The organism is Extibacter sp. GGCC_0201, from assembly GCF_017566055.1.
Taxonomy (GTDB): Bacteria; Bacillota; Clostridia; order Lachnospirales; family Lachnospiraceae; genus Extibacter.
Genome location: NZ_JABFCH010000033.1, coordinates 15,297 through 35,086, shown reverse-complemented (window position 1 = coordinate 35,086; position 19,790 = coordinate 15,297). Strand labels below are relative to the sequence as shown.

At 51.6% G+C, this 19,790-nt stretch carries 19 protein-coding genes; 16 read left to right on the top strand and 3 right to left on the bottom strand.

What is annotated here, in order from left to right; genetic code table 11:
• From HJV72_RS17365 to HJV72_RS17350, 4 genes are all read left to right on the top strand, one after another.
• The coding region (locus tag HJV72_RS17365; protein ID WP_208072912.1) for a hypothetical protein at positions 1-575 on the top strand (575 nt) is incomplete at its 5' end.
• A gap of 18 nt (positions 576-593) precedes the next feature.
• The gene (locus HJV72_RS17360) at positions 594-1,097 is read left to right on the top strand and encodes a hypothetical protein (protein ID WP_208072910.1); all 504 of its coding nucleotides are present in this window, start codon (positions 594-596) and stop codon (positions 1,095-1,097) included.
• Positions 1,098-1,625 carry a hypothetical protein gene (locus HJV72_RS17355; protein WP_208072908.1) on the top strand — a complete coding sequence of 176 codons (528 nt, stop codon included), beginning with the start codon at positions 1,098-1,100 and terminating at the stop codon, positions 1,623-1,625.
• Between the two features lie 48 nt (positions 1,626-1,673).
• Positions 1,674-1,841: a hypothetical protein gene (locus HJV72_RS17350; protein ID WP_208072906.1), complete on the top strand. Its 168-nt coding sequence runs from the start codon at positions 1,674-1,676 to the stop codon at positions 1,839-1,841.
• A gap of 43 nt (positions 1,842-1,884) precedes the next feature.
• Here HJV72_RS17350 and HJV72_RS17345 read toward each other — a convergent pair whose 3' ends face one another.
• Positions 1,885-3,600, bottom strand: a complete 1,716-nt coding sequence (locus HJV72_RS17345; protein WP_208072904.1) for a hypothetical protein — start codon at positions 3,598-3,600, stop codon at positions 1,885-1,887.
• A gap of 236 nt (positions 3,601-3,836) precedes the next feature.
• Between HJV72_RS17345 and HJV72_RS17340 the strand changes: the two genes are divergently transcribed.
• Together HJV72_RS17340 and HJV72_RS17335 are read left to right on the top strand one after the other, a co-directional pair.
• Positions 3,837-4,577, top strand: a complete 741-nt coding sequence (locus HJV72_RS17340) for a LytR/AlgR family response regulator transcription factor (protein WP_117772314.1) — start codon at positions 3,837-3,839, stop codon at positions 4,575-4,577.
• Positions 4,574-5,875, top strand: a complete 1,302-nt coding sequence (locus HJV72_RS17335; protein ID WP_208072902.1) for a GHKL domain-containing protein — start codon at positions 4,574-4,576, stop codon at positions 5,873-5,875. The genes HJV72_RS17340 and HJV72_RS17335 overlap by 4 nt, the downstream gene beginning before the upstream one ends.
• Here the strand turns inward: HJV72_RS17335 and HJV72_RS17330 are convergent.
• Positions 5,862-6,671, bottom strand: coding sequence for a DeoR/GlpR family DNA-binding transcription regulator (locus tag HJV72_RS17330; RefSeq protein WP_066580136.1), 810 nt, complete (start codon positions 6,669-6,671; stop codon positions 5,862-5,864). The two genes, HJV72_RS17335 and HJV72_RS17330, sit on opposite strands and share 14 nt — an antisense overlap.
• Before the next feature lie 328 nt (positions 6,672-6,999).
• Here HJV72_RS17330 and HJV72_RS17325 point away from each other — a divergent pair, with 328 nt between their 5' ends.
• The 10 genes from HJV72_RS17325 to HJV72_RS17280 all read left to right on the top strand — a co-directional run bounded on the left by HJV72_RS17325 (position 7,000) and on the right by HJV72_RS17280 (position 18,797).
• On the top strand, positions 7,000-7,983 hold the full coding sequence (locus tag HJV72_RS17325; protein WP_117772312.1) for a thiamine pyrophosphate-dependent dehydrogenase E1 component subunit alpha: 984 nt from the start codon (positions 7,000-7,002) through the stop codon (positions 7,981-7,983).
• Entirely contained in the window at positions 7,983-8,996 is a 1,014-nt protein-coding gene (locus HJV72_RS17320) for an alpha-ketoacid dehydrogenase subunit beta (protein ID WP_208072900.1), read from the top strand. The genes HJV72_RS17325 and HJV72_RS17320 overlap by 1 nt, the downstream gene beginning before the upstream one ends.
• A 100-nt stretch (positions 8,997-9,096) precedes the next feature.
• On the top strand, positions 9,097-10,011 hold the full coding sequence (locus HJV72_RS17315; protein WP_208072898.1) for a class II fructose-bisphosphate aldolase: 915 nt from the start codon (positions 9,097-9,099) through the stop codon (positions 10,009-10,011).
• Positions 10,012-10,025: 14 nt separating this feature from the next.
• Entirely contained in the window at positions 10,026-11,318 is a 1,293-nt protein-coding gene (locus tag HJV72_RS17310; protein WP_208072896.1) for a dihydrolipoamide acetyltransferase family protein, read from the top strand.
• 17 nt (positions 11,319-11,335) lie between these two features.
• Positions 11,336-12,724, top strand: a complete 1,389-nt coding sequence (gene lpdA / locus HJV72_RS17305; RefSeq protein ID WP_208072894.1) for a dihydrolipoyl dehydrogenase — start codon at positions 11,336-11,338, stop codon at positions 12,722-12,724.
• A 17-nt stretch (positions 12,725-12,741) separates the two neighbouring features.
• The gene (locus HJV72_RS17300; protein WP_066580125.1) at positions 12,742-14,292 is read left to right on the top strand and encodes an FGGY-family carbohydrate kinase; all 1,551 of its coding nucleotides are present in this window, start codon (positions 12,742-12,744) and stop codon (positions 14,290-14,292) included.
• Positions 14,282-15,283 (top strand): lipoate--protein ligase, encoded by a 1,002-nt coding sequence (locus HJV72_RS17295; RefSeq protein ID WP_066580123.1) that lies wholly within the window; start codon positions 14,282-14,284, stop codon positions 15,281-15,283. Before HJV72_RS17300 ends, HJV72_RS17295 begins: the two co-directional genes overlap by 11 nt.
• A gap of 16 nt (positions 15,284-15,299) precedes the next feature.
• Positions 15,300-15,878, top strand: coding sequence for a GDSL-type esterase/lipase family protein (locus tag HJV72_RS17290; RefSeq protein WP_208072892.1), 579 nt, complete (start codon positions 15,300-15,302; stop codon positions 15,876-15,878).
• A gap of 148 nt (positions 15,879-16,026) precedes the next feature.
• The gene (gene dhaL / locus HJV72_RS17285) at positions 16,027-17,784 is read left to right on the top strand and encodes a dihydroxyacetone kinase subunit DhaL (protein ID WP_208072890.1); all 1,758 of its coding nucleotides are present in this window, start codon (positions 16,027-16,029) and stop codon (positions 17,782-17,784) included.
• 179 nt (positions 17,785-17,963) lie between these two features.
• A complete protein-coding gene (locus HJV72_RS17280) occupies positions 17,964-18,797 on the top strand; it encodes a response regulator (RefSeq protein WP_208072887.1) in 834 nt (277 codons plus the stop codon).
• Between the two features lie 104 nt (positions 18,798-18,901).
• On the opposite strand, the gene tpiA is transcribed toward HJV72_RS17280, so the two are convergent.
• Entirely contained in the window at positions 18,902-19,684 is a 783-nt protein-coding gene (gene tpiA, locus HJV72_RS17275; protein ID WP_117772308.1) for a triose-phosphate isomerase, read from the bottom strand.
• Positions 19,685-19,790: the final 106 nt, after the last annotated feature.

The following is a 19,790-nucleotide window of genomic DNA, read 5'->3' as shown; positions in this document are numbered from 1 at the left end:
GCCTGTATCCTTATCAGAACAGGCTGGCGTGGACGAAAAGGGTCGTGGGATATATTCCGGTGGTGGACGGAAAAGGGGAAGAAGGCTTCCTCCGGATTGTCGACTATGCCTGGCACAGGCTGCTTTCGGTCATATTGGCGGCGCTCGTATGCGCCATCATATTCCTGGCCGGCATATGGATTGCACGGAAGGACGAAGTTGAGGGATTGGATAGGACGGCGGTGTCCTACCATGTGGAAGGTATTAAAAATACGGACAGTGATTCCATCCTGCTGCCGGGGGTGAGCAAACTAAACGGCAGGGAAGACGATACGCATATCAAGGCCGTACTGCTCAACCCGGAAGGAAATGAATGCTATTTCCGGTATACGATCAAGCAGACGGATACCGGCGAATCACTATACGCCTCCGGCCTGATAGAACCAGGCAAAGCTGTAATGGAATTCGATCTCAGCAAGAAGCTGAAGGCGGGAACATACCCCATCGAGGTTATCGTGGAGACGCGGGACATACAGGATCCTGAGATCGTATATAATGCGGGAAACATAGAGGCACAGCTCATAATAACAGAATAGTGGGGCAGGGAGGAGCATATGGAAGATACATACAGGAAGAAGAAAAGGAAGCATGGTAAAAGGCCTGTCAGAAAAATAATGACAGTAATCCTGCTGCTGCTGATCGCGGCCGCAGGAGTGACAGCAGCCTTGACCTATGAGCGCGGGCCGGATCTGGACAAGCATGCTATTGCATATCAACTGCCGAATGGGGTGAAAAACACAGACCCGGACTCCATCCTTATGCCGGGATATGACGTTCTTGAGATGGACCTGGCAACGAAGAAAGTCGAAGTGGCACTGCTCAACCCGGAAGGGAATGACTGCTATTTCAAATTCCACATAATACTCAAAAGTGATGGATCGACATTGTATCAGACAGGCCTGATCAAACCGGGCACGGCTGTAACAAGCTTCAAGATAGATAAGGAATTGAAGGAGGGGGAGTATCCGATCGTCTTGAATGTGGAAGCGGCTGATATGAAGGATCCGGACAACTTATATAATGGGGGAGCAATTGAAGCGGTGCTCGAGGTGGAATAAATGAAAAAGTGCTTATTATTGGCCTTTCTGCTGCTGCTTTGCGTCAGCGGCTGCCGCGGTAAGGCAACAGCGGAACATAGCATACAAGCCGGTGCTAATGAGAGCATAACCATGAACGGCATCTCATTTACCTTCGAGAAGGCTGAGATATGCAAGGAGGTCAAGCCAAAGCAGCCAAACGGCTACTACAACTATTACGAGGAAAAGAAGGGCTATTCTTACTATGTCATCTCCGGAACCGCGGAAAATAAAGGCTTATATGTGCTTGATGCCGGCAATATCATGGTACAGGGCATAAGCGGCAGGAAGACGTATGAAGGGGCCCTCCTTTTTTCAAATCATGATAAAAGCAATCTGGTTACGGAGATTGGCACGAATGACGAGCTGGAGTTTTCTTTTGTCATACTGATGAAAGAAGGAAGGCCGCAGCCTGACAGGCTGGAGATATATTATACGAAGGATTTTAAAGCGCCTCGGGAAGGTGAGCCATATGATGAATCGATCATATGGACGCTTCCTTCATCCTGATATATGGATGGCAGGGGTGGATTGAGAGAACAGAAAGGATAAGAGCAGGTGGCAGATTACAGAGAGATAACGCAGGAGGCGGAACTGGATATTGCTACAGCCGACAGGATACTCCAGAATGTATTCCGCGAAGCAGGCTGGAAGGAATCCAGCCTTTATGATGCTCTGGAGCGGCTGGAGAAGAGGAAGGAACCCCATTTGACTGATTGGAAGTAAAAAGGTGGCCGAGTAACTCGGCCACCAAAAATATCCCCCAAGATCATACACGATACCTGACAAGCTTCTTTATTACGACAGCAGAGGCGGCCAACAGGAAGCACCAGAGCAGCAGGACAGCGTCATCCCCTGTTCGGGCAGCCTTTGCGGAACTGAATACAGGCTTTTCATTCCCGCTGTTTCCGCTTTCGGAAGTACCGTTATCTTTCACCTTGATAAACGTAACCGTCAGGGAATGGTCTTCTTTGACATCATGAAATACATACTCATTGTTAACTACAGATACAGATTCTCCGTCGGCGGTTGCACTGGCTGTCGCCCATCCTGGGTTTGGGATGATTTGTATCCTCGCATCAGTACCACGCAGCACTTTGCCGGGAGCTTTTACTTTGCCGCCCTCGCCGGCCGTTGCGGAGATGGTATGTGTAATCTCTCCTATATCCATACCGAACCAATAGCCGTCTTCTCTGTCAGAACCATTTTCAAGAGCAAGGGCATAACGGATGCGTGCTTCATTAAGCGCTGCCCCGGATAGAGGGATTCCCGAAGAATCCACAATCTGAAGCTGTAAGCCGGCCGGTGCGGACGAGCTGTATATCCATCCGTTTTCACATACAGGCGGAGTGGACGGGACTGCGAATATCTTCATAGAGGTACAGCCTTCAATCATATCCGTCCCCATATTCTGTAAACCGGGGAAAATTGCAGTTTCCAGTGCAGTACAGTTTTGGAATGCACGGTCCCCTACTCCCTTCACACCGAATATTTTTATCTCCGTTAGTGTACGGTCTCCCCAGAAGCAGTCTGCGGGCATGTCTGTAACCTGGGATACGGTCCGGCCGATTATAAGGACTTCCAGCTGAGACAGAGGATTGCCTGCCCCTGTATTGTCTTTATCGGTAGAGAGGTAATTCCAGTCGTCACCGGTTACGGTTCCTTCTGTAATTTCCAGCCGGGTGACATGTGCCGCGCTCACTTTAGAGCGGCGGATAAGGTCTTCTATGCTCTCTGCATCTATGGGTGTCCCCCCATTTACCGCTCCTGTTATCACGCTGTCTGTGAGCGTACATGTATGATACCCACCGTCTGTCCCGTTCTTATCTATCTTGCCGTCCGGCAGAATCAGGGAACTGCCTCTGATCTGTTCGATGGCCGTTCCCTTACTTTTGACGATGCCGGAATTAAAGTAGAGGGCACCGTAGTTAGAGATGCCTGCTATCAGCTCGTCAGATATAAGGCTGCTTCCGTTCAGATAGAGAATTCCGGAAGTCTGGTTGGTGACTCCATAGTACAGACTTGCGGTAATGGTACTGTCTGTGACGGTGGAAGTCCCATGATTGTCCAGGACCATGGAGCCTCCGTCCAGTGCTGTTCCATTAAGTACCAAGGTGCCTCCGGAATTCACCTGGATGCAGCCTGCAGGCTGGACAGCTTCATTTACAACAGTGCCTCCGTTGACAGTCAGCTTTCCGGCGGTTACAAGAGCGTACATGGAGGTTGTGCGGATCCGGTGGCCATTCATATTGATAGTGATATCCTTGTCGGTTCCGGCAGAGACGGTGGCCGTAAATATGTCTCCCCCCAGGTTGATGGTAAGTGGAGCGGACGCATTCTGGACCGCGTTTTTAAGTTCTGCCGCGCTCGTTACGGTAATCCCTTCTTCTGCATGTGCCGGGACGCTTGCTATCAGGGTAGCAGACAGAAGGACGGCGGCTCCAAGCATCACAGATAGCTTTTTAAGATGTGTTAATCGTCTCATATTGCTTCTACCTTTCTGTATCGTTTCGTCTGAGCTTTTTACTATGCCATCTTCAGGGTATTAGGAGATAACAAATTTTTGAACTCAGGTGATATTATAAATGAATAAAGGCTGCATTTGCAGGCAATAGCCTGAAAGACATTTTTTTTCACTTAATTAGCAATCGTTTTCGTCTGGGAAATGCGTGCATTATCGTATATAATTACATTAGTACAGATGACAAAAGGTGGGAACTCATGATTTCTATAGCTGTATGCGAAGATGATTATATAGAACTAGAGCAGATATGTGCCTATATAAAAGAATACATAAAGCGGCATCCAGATAAAGATATTTCTCTGGACTGCTTCCATACCGGTATGGAACTGCTAGAGGAGATAGAGAAGGGAAGGAAGTTCAACATCTGTCTCTTAGATATACTGATGCCCGGAATGGATGGGATGGAGCTTGGCAGGGCCATACGGCAGGAGGACGGTCTGGCTGTCATCATCTATCTTACGTCATCTCCGGATTTCGCGCTGGAATCTTACCGTATCAGGGCCATGGACTATATGCTGAAACCTTGTAGCGAGGAAGAGCTGGCTGTACGGCTTGACGAGGCTTGTCAGAGATTTGAAGCTGACAACATGTGCCGTTTTCTGCTACATGTGCCGGATGGCCTGCAAGCCATTCCTCTTTCGAGGATTGTATGCGTGGAGTATTACGGGCACCGCCTGTACCTGCATCTGACAGATTGTACAACGGTTAAGAGTGTCCTTTACCGGAAGCCGTTTTCTGATATTGCGGCACCGTTTAGCGTAGGCATGGGGTTCATACAGATATCGGCATCCCATATTGTCAATATGCGGCACATACAGAAGGTAGGAAGGAATACGTTCACGCTGAGTGATGGCGAATTGCTGACGATAACGAGAAAATATTCCGAAGCGAAGAAGAAGTATATGGACTACATACTTGAACGGAGGCGGGAATCATGAATCAGATGGCATTATTGGGGAACATACTGCGGATGACGGTGACCTGCGCTTTTCCGATTGCACTTGTTTTTGAAATGTCACGTTTTCCAAGACGGCGCAGAGCCCGTGCCGCTATGGCGGCGGTTTTCCTCACCGCTGCATCTGTCAATGCCATGCTGTTGATTCTGGCAGGGCAGGAACGTATGAAGCAGCTATATGCGGCCGTCCTTTTTGTACCCTGCATTATCTATCTGCTTGCCGCTGCAAAAGACTGGCCTTCCCAGCATCTGTTTAACTTTTTTACAGCTGTGAATGCAGTTTATCTAATATCTATACTGTCCCACTTTATCACGGGGGGAGCGCTGGAAGGAGGAGACAAGGCGGTATGGCTGGATGCCCTTATGCGTGGAGTTCTGTCCGCACTGATCTTATTCTTGTTCGTACGGTATCTGCGGCTGCCGTACCAGTTTCTGGCTGCAAATATGAAAAAAGGGAGCTGGCGTATATTTGCGGTGATTCCATTCTGCTTTTTTGCGTTAGTGATGTTTCTGGGTCTGTATCCGCATGTACGCACGGATAATCTTCTGGCAGTCGCGTTCCTCTATGTCATCTTGTGTTTTGTATATTATATCATCTATCAGGTATACCGCAGCACATATGAGCTGCTTACGCTCCAGCGCAATACAGAGCTTCTCGAATCTCAATCCCTGGCGCTTCTGAAGCAGATTGAAGCGGCAGAAAAAAGTGAGCGAGAACTTGCCGTATACCGCCATGACATGAGGCATTACCTCGCCAATATTATCGTGCAGCTCAGGGAGGGAAGGGTGGAGGAGGCTCTTGAGGTTATAAAAGGGAGGCTGGATGAGATGGGAGAGCCTCTCCGCCTGTCGGCATACTGTAAGAACCCGGTCGTGAACGCCACGCTGGCCCTGTATCTGGAGCGGGCGGTACGGGCGGGTATCAACGTATCGGTTGACTGTGACATACCGGATATACTCCCGGTCGATTCTGCGGAACTTGCCATCGTGCTTGCCAATGCCGTTGAAAATGCCGTCCATGCATGCTGCAGGATGACAGAAGGTACCCGGAAACAGATCAAGGTACATTGTGTAAGCCGCCCTCAGATGATTTTTGAAGTGGTGAATACCTATGACGGAACAATCCTCTTTGATGAGGATAACCTGCCCAGGGCAGAAGACGACGGACACGGCACAGGAACGCAGAGCATCTTGGCATTTGCCCGGAAATATAACGCGTTCCTGATTTATAAGACGGAAGGAGATATGTTTTATATGCGTATGCTTATCAATTATGATTAAATTGCATTTTATTATAATGATGTTCGATGGCAGCGGTCTCAGGATTGACGACGATTACTTCTTTCTTGAGGCCGACTGCTTTTTTTATTATCTCATTGGACGTCTTGTTGTCCGTGATGATTGCATCAATCTGGTTGAGCGGGATAGAATTGCACAGCGATACGTGCTCTGCTTTCGTGTGGTCGATGAGGAGCACGGTTTTCCGCGCGATGGACACGAGGGCTTTCTTCGTCGCCACAAGGGGGTAGGTATGCTCGAACGCTCCGCCGGGAATGCGGAACGCCCGGGCGGATATGAACGCCACGTCTGCGGGATGCTGTGTCAGAAGTTCCGCCGATTCTGTCATGATGGATTTCGTCCTGTGATACAGCATTCCCCCGATGACATAAGTCTGTATATTTTCCTTTTCCGACAGTTCAACTGCGGTCATCAGATTAGACGTGATGACTGACAAAGGGATGCTGTCCGGCAGAAAACGGGACACGGTGTGGGCCGTAGTCCCGGAGTCGATACAGATGACGCTGTACGGATGGACAAACTGCAGGGCGGCTTTCGCGATGGCTTCTTTTTCATACTGCTGTTCATCTATCTGCTCGAGGAAATAATTCGGCTTGGCAGCCTTCACGAGGAAGGCACACCCGTGTTTTCTCCGTACGAGGCTCATCTCTTCCAGTTCATTCAGATCTCTTCGTATCGTCATCTCGCTGCAGGCGAGCTCTTCCGACAGTTCTTTCGGAGTACATACCATATGGTTTTCCAGCAATTCGATAATCCGGGCATGGCGTTCCTTTTTCATTTTGAGGCTCCTTTCAAGATCGACATCTATGTTTATTCTATAACATATTTTTCCGTATTACAACCAGTGCAGAATAGTAAGGTGTTTGAAAATAAACAATAATAAGCCTGTAATGTTTTAATTCAAACATTATGAGAGGGCTAAACTGTTGATTAAGTCACTTTTTAAAAATATAATGAATAGGAAAGCAGACGGCCCGGGCGGATTTTGAATGTTTTTAGAATTGCGGGTGCTCATAGTGCGGAGCGATTCGCAGGTATCAGGGGGCCAGAGGCCTCTGGCCCCGATATGACGAATTTAGAATCTTAAAAGACAAGGAGAATGCGTTATGCTGAAAATGCCTGAGAGAGAGCGGGCGGTCGGTATGTACAAGGATATGTACCTGATACGCCAGTACGAGGAAACGATATATTATCTGTTCCTGGAAGGGATCATGCCGGGAACGATTCACCAGTCCCACGGACAGGAAGCCTGCGCGGTGGGTATGATATATGACCTGAGAAAAGAAGATTACATATTGACGACACACAGGCCGGCGGGACACGATCTTGCCAAAGGAGTGAGCTTACGTTCCATGATGTGCGAGATGTTCGGCAAGGCGGAAGGGTGCTGCAAAGGAAAAGGCGGAGCCATGCACACGGGAGACATATCTGTCGGAGCGGTCACGGCCAATGCCATCGTAGGAGGGAACCTGCCGATAGCCGCAGGTGTGGCGCTCCGGTGCAAGATGAAGAAGACGGACAATGTGGCGGTCTGCTTCTTCGGAGACGGGGCAAGCAATGAGGGCGCTTTCCATGAAGCGCTCAACGCGGCGGCGGTATGGAAGCTGCCGGTAGTCTATGTGTGCGAGAATAACCTATATTCTGCGACGACGTCTATTAAGCTGACGTGTAATCTGAAGAACGTGGCGGCGGACAGAGGGGCGGCCTATGGGATCCCGTCCGAAGTCGTGGACGGCAACGATGTGCTGGCCGTGAACGAAGCGGCATCCCGGGCGATAGAACGGGCGAGAGCAGGAGAGGGGCCGACAATCCTGGAACTGAAGACTTACCGCATCGGCGGACATTCCAGAAACGATGCCTGCGGCTACCGTCCGGAAGAGGAAGAGAAGGAATGGTTCTCCAGAGACCCGGTGCGTTCTTTCAGAAAACGCCTGCTGGAGGAGAATGTCATCGGTGAGGAAGAGCTGGTCCGGATAGAAGAAGGAATAGAGGCAGAGATAGAAGCTGAAGTGGAATATGCCAAGAACAGCAGGGATCCGGAACCGGAATCTGCGCTTCGGGACGTATACTGGGAAGGAGGAAATGCATAATGGCCGAGATGTCCATAGCGGATGCCCTAAAGCAGGCAATCCAGGAAGAGATGAGAAGAGACGACACCGTCTTCTGCCTTGGGGAAGACGTAGATATAGAAGGAGGAATGGGCGGAGCATTTACTGTTACGAAAGGACTTCTGGAGGAATTCGGTCCGGAACGGGTCATCAACACGCCCATCGCCGAGATACTCATATCGGGAGTATGCGTAGGGGCAGGAATTACGGGCATGCGCCCGGTGGCAGACCTCCAGTACGGAGACTTCCTGTTCTGCATGATGGACCAGCTTGTGAACCAGGCGGCGAAGATGTGCTACATGTCCGGCGGTACCGTCCATGTGCCGATGGTCATGCGGGCGCCCTGCGGGGCCACGAACAGAGGCGCGCAGCATGCACAGAGCCTGGAGAGCTACTTTACCCATGTGCCGGGGCTGAAAGTGATATGCCCGTCCACCCCGTACGATGCGAAAGGCATGATGAAGCAGGCAATCCGGGATGACAATCCGGTGCTTGTATTTGAACATAAGCTGCTGTACGGAGGAACGAGAAAAGAAAAAGACGCAATCAAGACGTCCGGGGAAGTGCCGGAAGAAGACTATGCGATAGAATTCGGCAAGGCGGCGGTGCGAAGGGAAGGCAGGGACGTGACGATCGTCGCCAACCTGCTCATGAGCTACCGGGCGCAGGAGGCTGCCAGGAAACTGGAGGAAGAAGGAATCAGCTGCGAGGTGATCGATCCGAGGACACTCGTGCCGTTCGACTATGACACGGTGAAGGCGTCACTTAAGAAGACGGGCAGGCTTCTGATTGTCCATGAGGATCATAAGAATAACGGATGGGGAGCGCAGCTGGCAGCTCATATCGCTGAGAACCATATCTATGACCTGGATGCGCCCATTAAGATCGTGGCGGCATACGATACGCCGGTGCCGTTTGCATCTCCGATGGAGAATTTCGTGATTCCGGATACCAGGCGCATTGCAGATGCGGCCCGGGAATTGGTCGCGGAATGAGCGTGCCGTTGCACGTATCGCATGTTAAGATGCCGGGGACCTTTGGCCTCAGCATCATTTTAACGGACCTACTATAGTATTCATAAAGGAGAATGAAATTATGAGCAGAATAGCAGCAAACGAACTACTTAAGCACGCCCGGGAACATAACTATGCAGTCGGATATTTCGAGAGCTGGGACCTCCAGTCTACGCTTGCCATGGTAAGGGCGGCCGAACATGTCAAATCACCTGTCATGATAGGCGTATGTGGAACCTACATCGGGGAGGCCAAGAGGCGCTACAGAGAAAGCCTCGACGTATACTATGCCATGCTGTCCCAGATAGCGGAAGAGGCAGGGGTTCCGGTGGCGCTGCTTCTGAATGAGTCTGATGACGAGGACATGGTAATCAGGGCTGCGGAAATCGGATTCGACATGGTCATGTTCGCCCCTGTATTTGCCTCTGACGCGCTGCCCCTTCAGGAACTGACCGAGATTCAGAAGAGAATCGTGAATAAGGCACATGCCTATGGTGTGGCGGTAGAAGGTGAAGTGGGCGAACTGCCGCTTTTCAATTCGGCCACGGGAGAGCTTCATGAAGGGGAGGACACCGACCCGGAGGTGTGCTGCCGGTTCGTCCGGGAGACGGGAATAGATGCAGTGGCTGTAGCGGTTGGAAACTGCCATCTGAAGGAGGACGGAAACGTTACGATCGATTACGACGCGCTTGCGACGCTTGCCAGAGAAATCGACATTCCGCTCGTGCTCCATGGCGGAACGAGCATCGCCCATGAAGATCTGTCCAAAGCTGCATCCATGGGCGTTGCAAAGGTGAACTTTGGCACGGGTATGAAACGTGCTGCCATCAACGCGGTGAAAGCATACATGTCAGAGCATGACGTGGATCAGATGGATCCCAATGTTATCCTCGGAAGAGGCGCGGGAAAAGACATGATCGTAAAGGAACAGGAGGCGGTCATGGCATATGTGGAAGAGACGATACGGGCGCTGAACGGTGAGAACAAAGCATTCTAAGGCGGGAGAAGATTATGATAAAAGAGATTACGATGCCGGCAGGCGGGCAGACGACGGACATGTCCACCATAGGCGCCTGGCTGGTAAAAACAGGTGATAAGGTCAAACGGGGAGACGAGCTGCTCACGGTAGAGACGGACAAAGCCACCCTCTCGGTAGAAAGCTTTGCAAAGGGCACCGTGCTTGCAATCCTGGCGGAAGAAGGGGATCAGGCGGCGGCCGGAGAGGTGATAGCCCTCATCGGGGAGGAGAGTGACAGGCCACAGGTGGAAGAACGGCTTGGCGGACAAAGTAAGGCAGGGCTGGAAGCGGCTGTGGCAGCAGCATCTGCTCCGTCCGGGAAGGAAGAGGATGAATATCAGCCGATAGACAAGTCGCAGCCAAGCCGCCTTGCGTGTGCACCGGAGAAGGAAAGGGCAGAACCGGTATGCGGCAAGACGGATATGGATCATATCAGGGCGATGCCAAATGCAAAACTGCTTGCGGGCGAACATGGGGTTTCCCTCCGTGATGTGGCAGCCTGCTTTGGGAAACATAATCTGAAACGTGCAGATGTGCAGAAATATATCGATGAGGCTCCATGTATGGATACGGCAGGGACTGAGGAGACCGGATGTGGAAAAGCTTCCGTTACAGAAGTTCCGCTCACATCCATGCGCAGGACGATTGCCCGCAGGATGCTGGAGAGTTCCCGGAACATACCCGTATTCCGGGCATCGGTGGAAGTTGATATGGAGCCGTGCATTTCGTTCCGGACGAAGGTCAACGGCAGTAAGACAGGACTTAAACTATCATACAACGACATTTTGTTCAAATGTATCGACGCGGCAGTCCGGAAATATCCGTATGTAAATGCATCCTATACGGAGGACGCGATCCTGCTGCATACGAATGTGAACATCGGGCTGGCCGTCTCTCTGGAGGAAGGGCTTGTCGTCCCGGTAGTGGAAGCTGTGAATGAAAAGACCATCACAGAGATAGCAAAGGCCAACAAGTCCAACATCAGCCTGGCACGGGAAGGGAAGCTGGCGCCTGAAGATATGTCCGGGGGGACGATCACGCTGTCCAATCTCGGCATGTATCCGGTGGTACAGTTCGACGCTATCATCAACCCGCCGGAAGCGTGTATTCTGGCGGCAGGTACTGTGCATGACAAGCCGGTGCTTAAGGACGGACGGTGGGTGGCGGTTCCGGTGATGACCCTTACGGGAAGTTTTGACCACCGTGTGGTAGATGGAGCATACGGGGCCGGTTTCCTGACGGAACTGAAAACAGTGATAGAAGACCCGGCAATGGCTCTGCTGTAGGTAAGGAGGCGTAAAAAATGGAAAGCGATACCATGAGAAAGGACTATGACCTGATTGTAATCGGCGGCGGGCCGGGCGGCTATCTGGCCGCCATAACCGCGGCAAAGGAAGGCTTGTCCGTGCTCTTGTTTGAAGGAGGCGGCATAGGCGGTACATGCCTGAATGTGGGCTGCATACCGACTAAGTATCTGCTTGACAAGGCGGCGGCTATGGAAAAGGTGCGCTCCCTTGTGGATCAGAAGATATTCAGGGAATGTGGACTGTTCAGCTTCAGGAAGATACAGGAAGGCAGGAACGAAGTGGTTCATAAGCTCGTATCCGGTGTGGAGTATCTGCTGAAAGCGAATAAGATCAGGGTAGTACATGGCTTTGCAACGCTTACAGGGACCGGTGAAGTGGAGTGCGAAGGAAACATATACAGAGGGAAGGACATCTTGATTGCCACTGGTTCCGTTCCCTCTTCTATACCGATTGCGGGCGCGGAACTTGCGATAACGAGCACGCAGGCGCTGGAGCTTGAGAAAGTACCGGGGCGTCTGGCGGTCATCGGCGGCGGGGTCATCGGCATGGAGCTGGCGAGCGCATATTGCTCTCTCGGCTCTGAAGTGACCGTGCTCGAGGTTCTGCCGGAACTGTTCCCGGCAGAAGACAGGAAGGCTGTGACATATATGGCCCGCGTGCTTCAAAAGCGGGGGATACATATTTCCTGCGGGACGAAGGTGCAGAAGATAGAGAAGTCGGAAACCGGACTGCGCGTCTGCTATGAAGGAGCTCAATCGGGTGTGGCGGAGGCGGACGTGGTGCTCATGGCCACCGGCAGGAAGCCGAACCTGAACGGGATCGACACCGAAGCGGCCGGAATTTCACTTACGCCAAGAGGTGAGATACAGGTCAATGCATACATGGAGACGAGCGTGCCCCATATCTATGCCATCGGCGATGTCGTGGGAGGATACCAGCTTGCCCATGCCGCTTACGCAGAAGGAGAGGCGGCGGTCAGGAATATCATGGGCAGGAGTGAAGCCGTGGACCTGAGCGTCATGCCGAGATGCATCTATACGATGCCTGCATTCGCGGCGGTGGGAATCAGCGCCGATAAGGCTGAAGAGATGGGGATTGCGGCGGTTACGGGAGAATTTGCCTACAGTGCGAACGGGATGGCTCTGGCGGAAGGGGCGGACGGCCTGGTACGTGTAGTGATGGACAAGGAGAAAGAGACGACGCTCGGCGTACATATCGTCGGTGAAGATGCCCCGGAGATGATTGCATTTGCTTCTGCGGCGGTCAGGGACAAGATGACGCTAGAAGAGTGGGAGAGGATGGTCGTGGCACATCCGTCGCTGTCCGAGATGATCAAAGAAGCGGCACTCGACTGCTTTGGGAAGAGCGTGCACAAAGCGGTTTGATAAGGAGGTAGAATTACATGGGAACATATATGATAGGCCTTGACTATGGCACCGGAGGGGGCAAGGCTTGTATTATTGACGGACACGCAGATGTGCTTGCGTATTCCTTTCAGGAATATCCCATCTATGTAGACAGGCCGTCATGGTCTGAGCACGATGCCGAACACTATTGGACGCTGGCGTGTGAGACGATAAAGGACTGCATGAAGAAGGCGGGGGTAGCGCCGGAGGATATCAAGGGCATCGGGATATCTTCGGCGCAGCCGTGCCTTGTCATGGTCGATAAGGACGCCCGTCCGGTCAACCGCGCCTATAACCTTATGGACAGGCGGGCGGTGAAAGAGGTGGAGTGGCTGCGGGAACATGTAGGGGTGGACGAGATATTCCGAATCAACGGCAATCGGATTGAAGACTATCCGACCATGGTAAATATCATGTGGGAGAAGAACAACCGTCCGGAGGATTACAAGAAGATCTGGAAGACATTGACCATTGACGGCTTCGTAAGGCTCCGCATGACGGGGAAGGCTGCCATGAGCTACTCCCACGGGGGCTTCTGGGGTGTGGCGTATGATATCAGGAAGAAAGAGTTCAACAGGGATCTGATGGATAAGCTCGGCATCGATATCGCGCTGATGCCGGACCTGTATCCGTGCGAGCATATTGTCGGGACGGTGACGGAGGAGGCCGCAGAGGAGCTTGGGCTTTCTGCAGGCATACCGGTCTGCGCCGGCCAGGTAGACTGCAATGCGGGTTTTGTGGGCGGCGGCGCCATCACGCCGGGCGATGTACAGATCAACCTCGGCACATGCGGTGTCATGGGCGTGGTGAATGACAGCAGAGAGTTTATCGACCTTGTATGCAACGACGCCTATACGACGAACTCCTGCAACGACTACATCTCCATCGCCGTCGTGCTTACAGGGGGCCAGGTGCTCAGATATATCAGGGACAATTTCTGCCAGATGGAGCATGCCACCGCACAGATGATGTCAGATATGGATGTCTATGATATTATGAATAAAGAGGCGGAAAAAGTGCCGGCCGGCAGCGAGGGGCTTATCGTGCTCCCTTACCTTATGGGGGAACGTACCGTGCTCTGGAACGCCTATGCGAGAGGGACGGTATTCGGCCTGTCGCTCCATCACACGAAGGGGCATCTTATCCGTGCTATGATGGAAGGGGTGGCATATGCGCTGTATGACAACTATAGGCTTATGCTGGAGAAAGGGGTCAAGGCTAATGCGCCGATCATCCTGAATGAAGGCGGGGCAAAGAGCAAGCTGTGGCGAAGGATCATCACGGATGTATTCAACGTGCCGACGGCATTTGTGGAGAACCGTGTCGGGGCGCCTTATGGGGATGCCATTCTTGCGGGAGTATCTGTAGGGGTATTTGAAGACTTTGGGATTGCCAAGGATAAAGTCAACTACATCGATTATATGGAACCGGACCAGGAGGCACATGAGCGCTATATGGAGTATTTTGATATATACAGGAACCTGTATGCGCATCTGAAGGAAGATTTTACGGATTTATACCGGGTGGCGAAAAAGTATGAAGAATAATTACCTTGTTGTAAATGATTGTACCAATCCCTATTATAACCTTGCGCTGGAGGAATATCTCCTGACACATCATATGGAGGGTGCCATCGTCATGCTCTGGCAGAATGATAATGCTATCATAGTCGGCAGGCACCAGAACGCCATGGAGGAGGTCAACCAGCAATATGTAACAGAACACGGTATCCGGGTCGTCCGCAGGACGACCGGAGGCGGAACGGTGTACCATGACCTGGGCAATCTGAACTATTCCGTCATTGCGGACAGGGGGGAGGATGACCGGGATGAGATGAGATATTTTACCGGACCTGTCGTCGAAGTGCTGAGGGAACTGGGGGCCAAGGCTGTGTTCAGCGGCCGTAATGATATCATGATAGAAGGGAAGAAAGTATCCGGGACCGCGCAGAGGATCTATAAGAACCGGATACTCCACCATGGATGCCTGCTCTTTGACTCGGATTTATCTGCCGTTTCAAAAAGCCTGCATGTAAGAAGCGAGAAGTTCAATTCCAAAGCGGTCAAGTCCGTAAAGAGCCGTGTCGGCAATATTAAGGATTACATGCCTGGAGAGGTTACGATCGAGGTGCTGAAGGAGCGTCTTGCCGGCAAGCTGCTTGAAGATGCCGGTTATGAGGCGCTTGCACTGACAGAGGATGAGCTTGCCGGGATAGAGAGACTGAAACGGGATAAATATGAGACGTGGGAGTGGAATTACGGACAGCCGATCAATTGCGCCATTCATAACTATAAAAAGTATGACGGCGGCACGGTGGAAGTGTATATGAACGTGCGGGAGGGCAGGATAGAGGAATGCCTGATGTACGGGGATTTCATGGCTCTGAGGCCGGCTTCGGAGGTGGCGGATGGGCTGACGGGATGCAGGTACCGGTACGAAGAGGTGCTGGAAGTGCTCCGGGAGTTCCGGATCAGGGATTACTTTGGAACCATCGGGGCGGAGGAAGTTGCGGCGTGCATCTGCTGCGTCCCGGAATGATACAGAGAGGTAGTACATGAGAATTGTTTGTTTAGGTGACAGTCTTACATATGGGTACGGCGTAAAGAGGGCATCCGTCTGGACTGTCCTTGCTTCGCGTGCAATGACAGGCTGTGAGATTGTCAATAGTGGTATAAGCGGGGATACGGCAGGAGGCATGCTGTCCAGATTCGAGACGGATGTGGCAGGCAGCAGGCCGGATATGGCGTTTATAATGGGCGGGAGCAACGACATCTTCTTTTCCGGGAGCATTTCGGAGGCAGAAAGCAGCATGGCGGCTATGGTATTCCGCAGCCTGCATCATGGCATCCGCCCCTTTGTGGGTGTCCCTCTTCCCGTATATGAGCCGGGGCTTGCAAAAGAATGGACAGCATTTGCAGCTGGAGAGAATGTCAAGAGGCAGCTTGGAGATTATCGGGAGTGGCTGCTGCGATTTGGCGAGAGCTTCCGTATACCTGTCGCTGACTTCTGGGAATGCGTTCCTGCTGATTCCGGCGGTCTGGATGCATTTTATCTGGACGGTATCCATCCCGCAGAAGAGGGGCACAGACGGATGGCTGCGCGATGGGTAGAGCACATTACTAAATTTATTTGATAATCAAAGGATAATTCCTATTATTTATTAAACATGATATAATGGACGCATGAGCCGGGCGCCAATGATATCATCGTGCTTAGGACGGCTTCTATGTCTTGCGGAAGGCGGACGCGCACGGAATATGGACGAAAAGTGAGGTTGAGCGATGAGAAAGATAATCAATGATGCAGACAATGTAGTGCAGGAGATGATGGAAGGTTATATCAGTGCTTACAGCAGATATTACAGGAAACATCCGGAAGTGAACGGGGTCATATTAAAACAGAGGAGAAAAGACAAGGTCGCCCTTGTCATCGGCGGAGGCAGCGGACATGAGCCCATGTTCTCGGGATTTGTCGGGAAAGGGCTTGCAGATGCGGCAGCCTGTGGCAATATATTTGCGTCACCGGATCCGAATACGGTGTATGAGACGGCCAGGGCGGTAGACAACGGCAGGGGCGTGCTCTTCGTATACGGCTGCTATGCCGGAGATAATCTGAACTTTGACATGGGGGAAGAATTCCTGAACGACGACGGGATCAGGACAGCCCATGTGCGTGTGCGGGACGATGTGGCGAGCGCGCCCAGGGACAGGATATCGGACCGGCGTGGGATTGCCGGTGATGTATATGTCGTCAAGACGGCTGGAGCGGCATGTGACGTCGGCCTTGATCTGGAAGAAGTGACAAGGGTAGCGGAAAAGGCGAGGGACCATACGAATACGATAGGCGTGGCGACCGCCCCGGCACAGCTGCCGGGTGTGGATAAGCCGATATTTGAACTTGGAGAGGATGAGATCGAGTATGGAATGGGGCTGCACGGGGAGCGTGGCGTCCTACGGACGAAATGGCAGCCGGCAGATGTTCTCGCCGAGAAGATGTATGACCAGATCAAAGAGGACACGGGCCTGGCAGAAGGCGATGAGGTGTGCGTGCTTGTGAACGGGCTTGGCTCCACGACGATAACGGAACTTGCAATCGTGTTCCGCAAGGTGAAGGAGCTTCTGGATAGGGACGGCATCAAAGTATACGATGCAGATCTGAACAATTACTGTACGAGCCAGGAGATGGGTGGATTCTCCATCACCTTGTTTCAGCTGGATGAGGAACTGAGGAAATATTACGACATGCCGTGCTGGAGCCCATATTACGCCAAAGGGGAGCTGACAGGCAGCTCTTATGTGCCGGCTGGGGAAGAAGAGGCGGATGTGGAAGCACGTGAAGCAGAAGCGGCATCGGCTGCCGCGCAAGATCTGGCGGAGCCGTACGTGTCCAGAAGGAGGGAAGGGACGCTCACGGAACTGACGGCGGAGGATGTAAGGGAGATGCTTATCTACATAGCGGACAAAGTGATTGCCAAGAAGCCCTATCTGACCGAGATCGACAGCGCTATCGGAGACGGCGACCACGGCATCGGGATGGCCGGGGGCATGAGGAAGGCAAAGGAGAAGCTGCTTAAGATGGAAGGCGAAGAGAACGCCTACGCCATATTCGAGGCGGCGGGAAAGGCGATGCTCATGTCCATGGGCGGCGCATCCGGCGTCATCTTCGGGAGCCTGTACCTGGCAGGGGCGAAAGGCGCAGAGCCAAAAGCATCTATCACCTCAGAAGATCTGGCCGTGATGGAGCGGAAGAGCCTGGCAGCAATCCAGGAGCGCGGCAAAGCAGAAGTCGGGGACAAGACGATGGTAGACGCCCTGTCGCCCGCTGTAGACGCTATGGAGGCCAACAGTGAAAAAGGACTGCTCGAAATGCTGAGGGCAGCAGAAGAAGCTGCAAGACAGGGCGTCGAGGATACGAAGAACTATACCGCCAAGTTCGGACGTGCCAAGTCGCTCATGGAACGCGCCATCGGATACCAGGATGCAGGAGCCACCTCCGTCTGGCTCATCTTCCAGGGAATGCGAGAATTCGTAGAAGGATAAAGAGGGATACCCCAAAATAGATTAGGGACAGGGCAGGGGAAAACGAATCGGGGACGGGGGAAATTTAAATTTCCCCCGTCCCCGATTCGTTTTCCCCTGTCCCCATTTAACTTGTAAATACTTTGAAATCGTTTATAATATAAGAAGGTGATAAGGTGATATAAATGGAGGATCAGAACGTGGACAATTACAATACAGGCAGTACGGAAAAAAAGACGATTTTAATCGTAGAGGATATGGGGATGAACCGTCAGCTTCTTTCGGCCATATTAGGAGGAGACTATAATATACTGGAAGCGGAAAACGGTCTTGAAGCACTTGGGATATTGGAGAAGGAGTATTCCAATATAGCACTGATTATGCTGGACATCATCATGCCCGTCATGGACGGATTTACATTTCTTGAATATGCGAAAAAGACAGAGGAGTATAAAGATATACCTATCATATTTGTAACGGCAGAAACGTATAAGGATAACATTTTGAAAGGTTTGGAAAAAGGTGTTTGTGATGTGATTGCCAAGCCCTTCGACCCGTATCTCGTCACGAACCGGGTAAGCCAGCTTATCCGGCTGACGGAGGGCCAGAAAAGGAAACGTATTGGACAGGTGCAGGCTATTAAGCAAAAGGAGCCAGGATTTGTACTCATTGTAGATGACGCCGAGATGAACCGGCTATTATTAAAAGAAATGCTGCATGATAAGCACAGGGTGTTAGAGGCAGCAGACGGAGAAGAGGCATTAGGACATCTCGCTGCCCATAAAGGAGAGATTGCGGCCGTCCTTTTGGATATCATCATGCCTGTGATGGATGGGATAGAAATGATGGACAAGGCCCAGAGCAGGATGCTTCTGCATGATGTGCCTGTAATTGCCATTACTGCTGAAAGTTCTCCGGTTAAGATGCAGCAGATCAGAGATCTGGGCATCTGCGAGATAATACATAAACCATTTGATCCGACGGTAATAGAGAACAGGATAAATAATATGATAGAATTATTTACAGTCAAATAGCGGACCGGGGACAGGGGAAAACGAATTGGGGACACCCTGAAAGGAATTGGGGACGGAGGAAATCTAGATTTCCTCCGTCCCCAATTCCTTTCAGGGTGTCCCTTTTACTTAGACTCAAAGGCTGTTTTTGCATCGCGGATCAACTTGTCGAATTTATCTGCCTGCCATGCGGCCCTTCCGGTGAACAGCCCGTCGATGGACGGCTGTACGATGAGCTCGCTGGCGTTGCCCGGATTGACGCTCCCGCCGTAGAGCACAGGGATGTCCGCTCCGGCATCCCCGAAGATGTCCAGCAAAGTCTGCTTGATGACTTTGTGCATCTCTTCTGCGTAGTCTGCTGTCGCGGGCGTTCCGTTAACGCCGATGGACCACACCGGTTCATATGCCACCCAGATATTCGGAATCTGTGATACCGGTATGTCGTGGAAACCGATTTTGAGCTGTGTACGTAGAACCTCTGGGCTGATGCCGTAGCTCTTTTCTTCCGCCGTCTCTCCGATGCAGAGCAAAGTCGTAAAGCCATGATTGAGCGCTGCCTTTACCTTCTTGTTTTCTTCGATATCGGTCTCCCCGAATACGTGCCTTCTCTCGGAATGTCCGATCATGACAAGGTCAATCCCGATTTCCTTCAGCATGAGAGGTGAGATTTCTCCGGTGAACTGCCCTTCATCTTCCCAACACATGTTCTGTGCCCCAATCTTTACATATGTACGGTCTACGTTTTTCGCAGCGCTTTCCAGAGTCGTGTAGGAAGGTATGATAAAAAGTTCAATTTCGTCGCGGCTTAAATCCTTCGTGTACCCTACAAGATTCTGAAGGTATTCCACGGTATCGTGTATGTTCTTGTACATCTTCAAGTTACTTCCAAAATACAATTTTTTCTGCATAGTTGCCTCCTCATGGTAATCTGCTGTTGATTCTGTTTATAATCTGAATCTATTATATATGATAAGCGGTCAAAACGCAACTTCAAAAACGTGAAAATATTAACAA

What these genes read in the sequence shown, in the direction of transcription:
- HJV72_RS17360 (WP_208072910.1), top strand. Translation starts at nt 594, where the DNA reads ATGGAAGATACATACAGGAAGAAGAAAAGGAAGCATGGTAAAAGGCCT.
- HJV72_RS17355 (WP_208072908.1), top strand. Translation starts at nt 1,098, where the DNA reads ATGAAAAAGTGCTTATTATTGGCCTTTCTGCTGCTGCTTTGCGTCAGC.
- HJV72_RS17345 (WP_208072904.1), bottom strand. Translation starts at nt 3,600, where the DNA reads ATGAGACGATTAACACATCTTAAAAAGCTATCTGTGATGCTTGGAGCC.
- HJV72_RS17340 (WP_117772314.1), top strand. Translation starts at nt 3,837, where the DNA reads ATGATTTCTATAGCTGTATGCGAAGATGATTATATAGAACTAGAGCAG.
- HJV72_RS17335 (WP_208072902.1), top strand. Translation starts at nt 4,574, where the DNA reads ATGAATCAGATGGCATTATTGGGGAACATACTGCGGATGACGGTGACC.
- HJV72_RS17330 (WP_066580136.1), bottom strand. Translation starts at nt 6,671, where the DNA reads ATGAAAAAGGAACGCCATGCCCGGATTATCGAATTGCTGGAAAACCAT.
- HJV72_RS17325 (WP_117772312.1), top strand. Translation starts at nt 7,000, where the DNA reads ATGCTGAAAATGCCTGAGAGAGAGCGGGCGGTCGGTATGTACAAGGAT.
- HJV72_RS17320 (WP_208072900.1), top strand. Translation starts at nt 7,983, where the DNA reads ATGGCCGAGATGTCCATAGCGGATGCCCTAAAGCAGGCAATCCAGGAA.
- HJV72_RS17315 (WP_208072898.1), top strand. Translation starts at nt 9,097, where the DNA reads ATGAGCAGAATAGCAGCAAACGAACTACTTAAGCACGCCCGGGAACAT.
- HJV72_RS17310 (WP_208072896.1), top strand. Translation starts at nt 10,026, where the DNA reads ATGATAAAAGAGATTACGATGCCGGCAGGCGGGCAGACGACGGACATG.
- lpdA (WP_208072894.1), top strand. Translation starts at nt 11,336, where the DNA reads ATGGAAAGCGATACCATGAGAAAGGACTATGACCTGATTGTAATCGGC.
- HJV72_RS17300 (WP_066580125.1), top strand. Translation starts at nt 12,742, where the DNA reads ATGGGAACATATATGATAGGCCTTGACTATGGCACCGGAGGGGGCAAG.
- HJV72_RS17295 (WP_066580123.1), top strand. Translation starts at nt 14,282, where the DNA reads ATGAAGAATAATTACCTTGTTGTAAATGATTGTACCAATCCCTATTAT.
- HJV72_RS17290 (WP_208072892.1), top strand. Translation starts at nt 15,300, where the DNA reads ATGAGAATTGTTTGTTTAGGTGACAGTCTTACATATGGGTACGGCGTA.
- dhaL (WP_208072890.1), top strand. Translation starts at nt 16,027, where the DNA reads ATGAGAAAGATAATCAATGATGCAGACAATGTAGTGCAGGAGATGATG.
- tpiA (WP_117772308.1), bottom strand. Translation starts at nt 19,684, where the DNA reads ATGCAGAAAAAATTGTATTTTGGAAGTAACTTGAAGATGTACAAGAAC.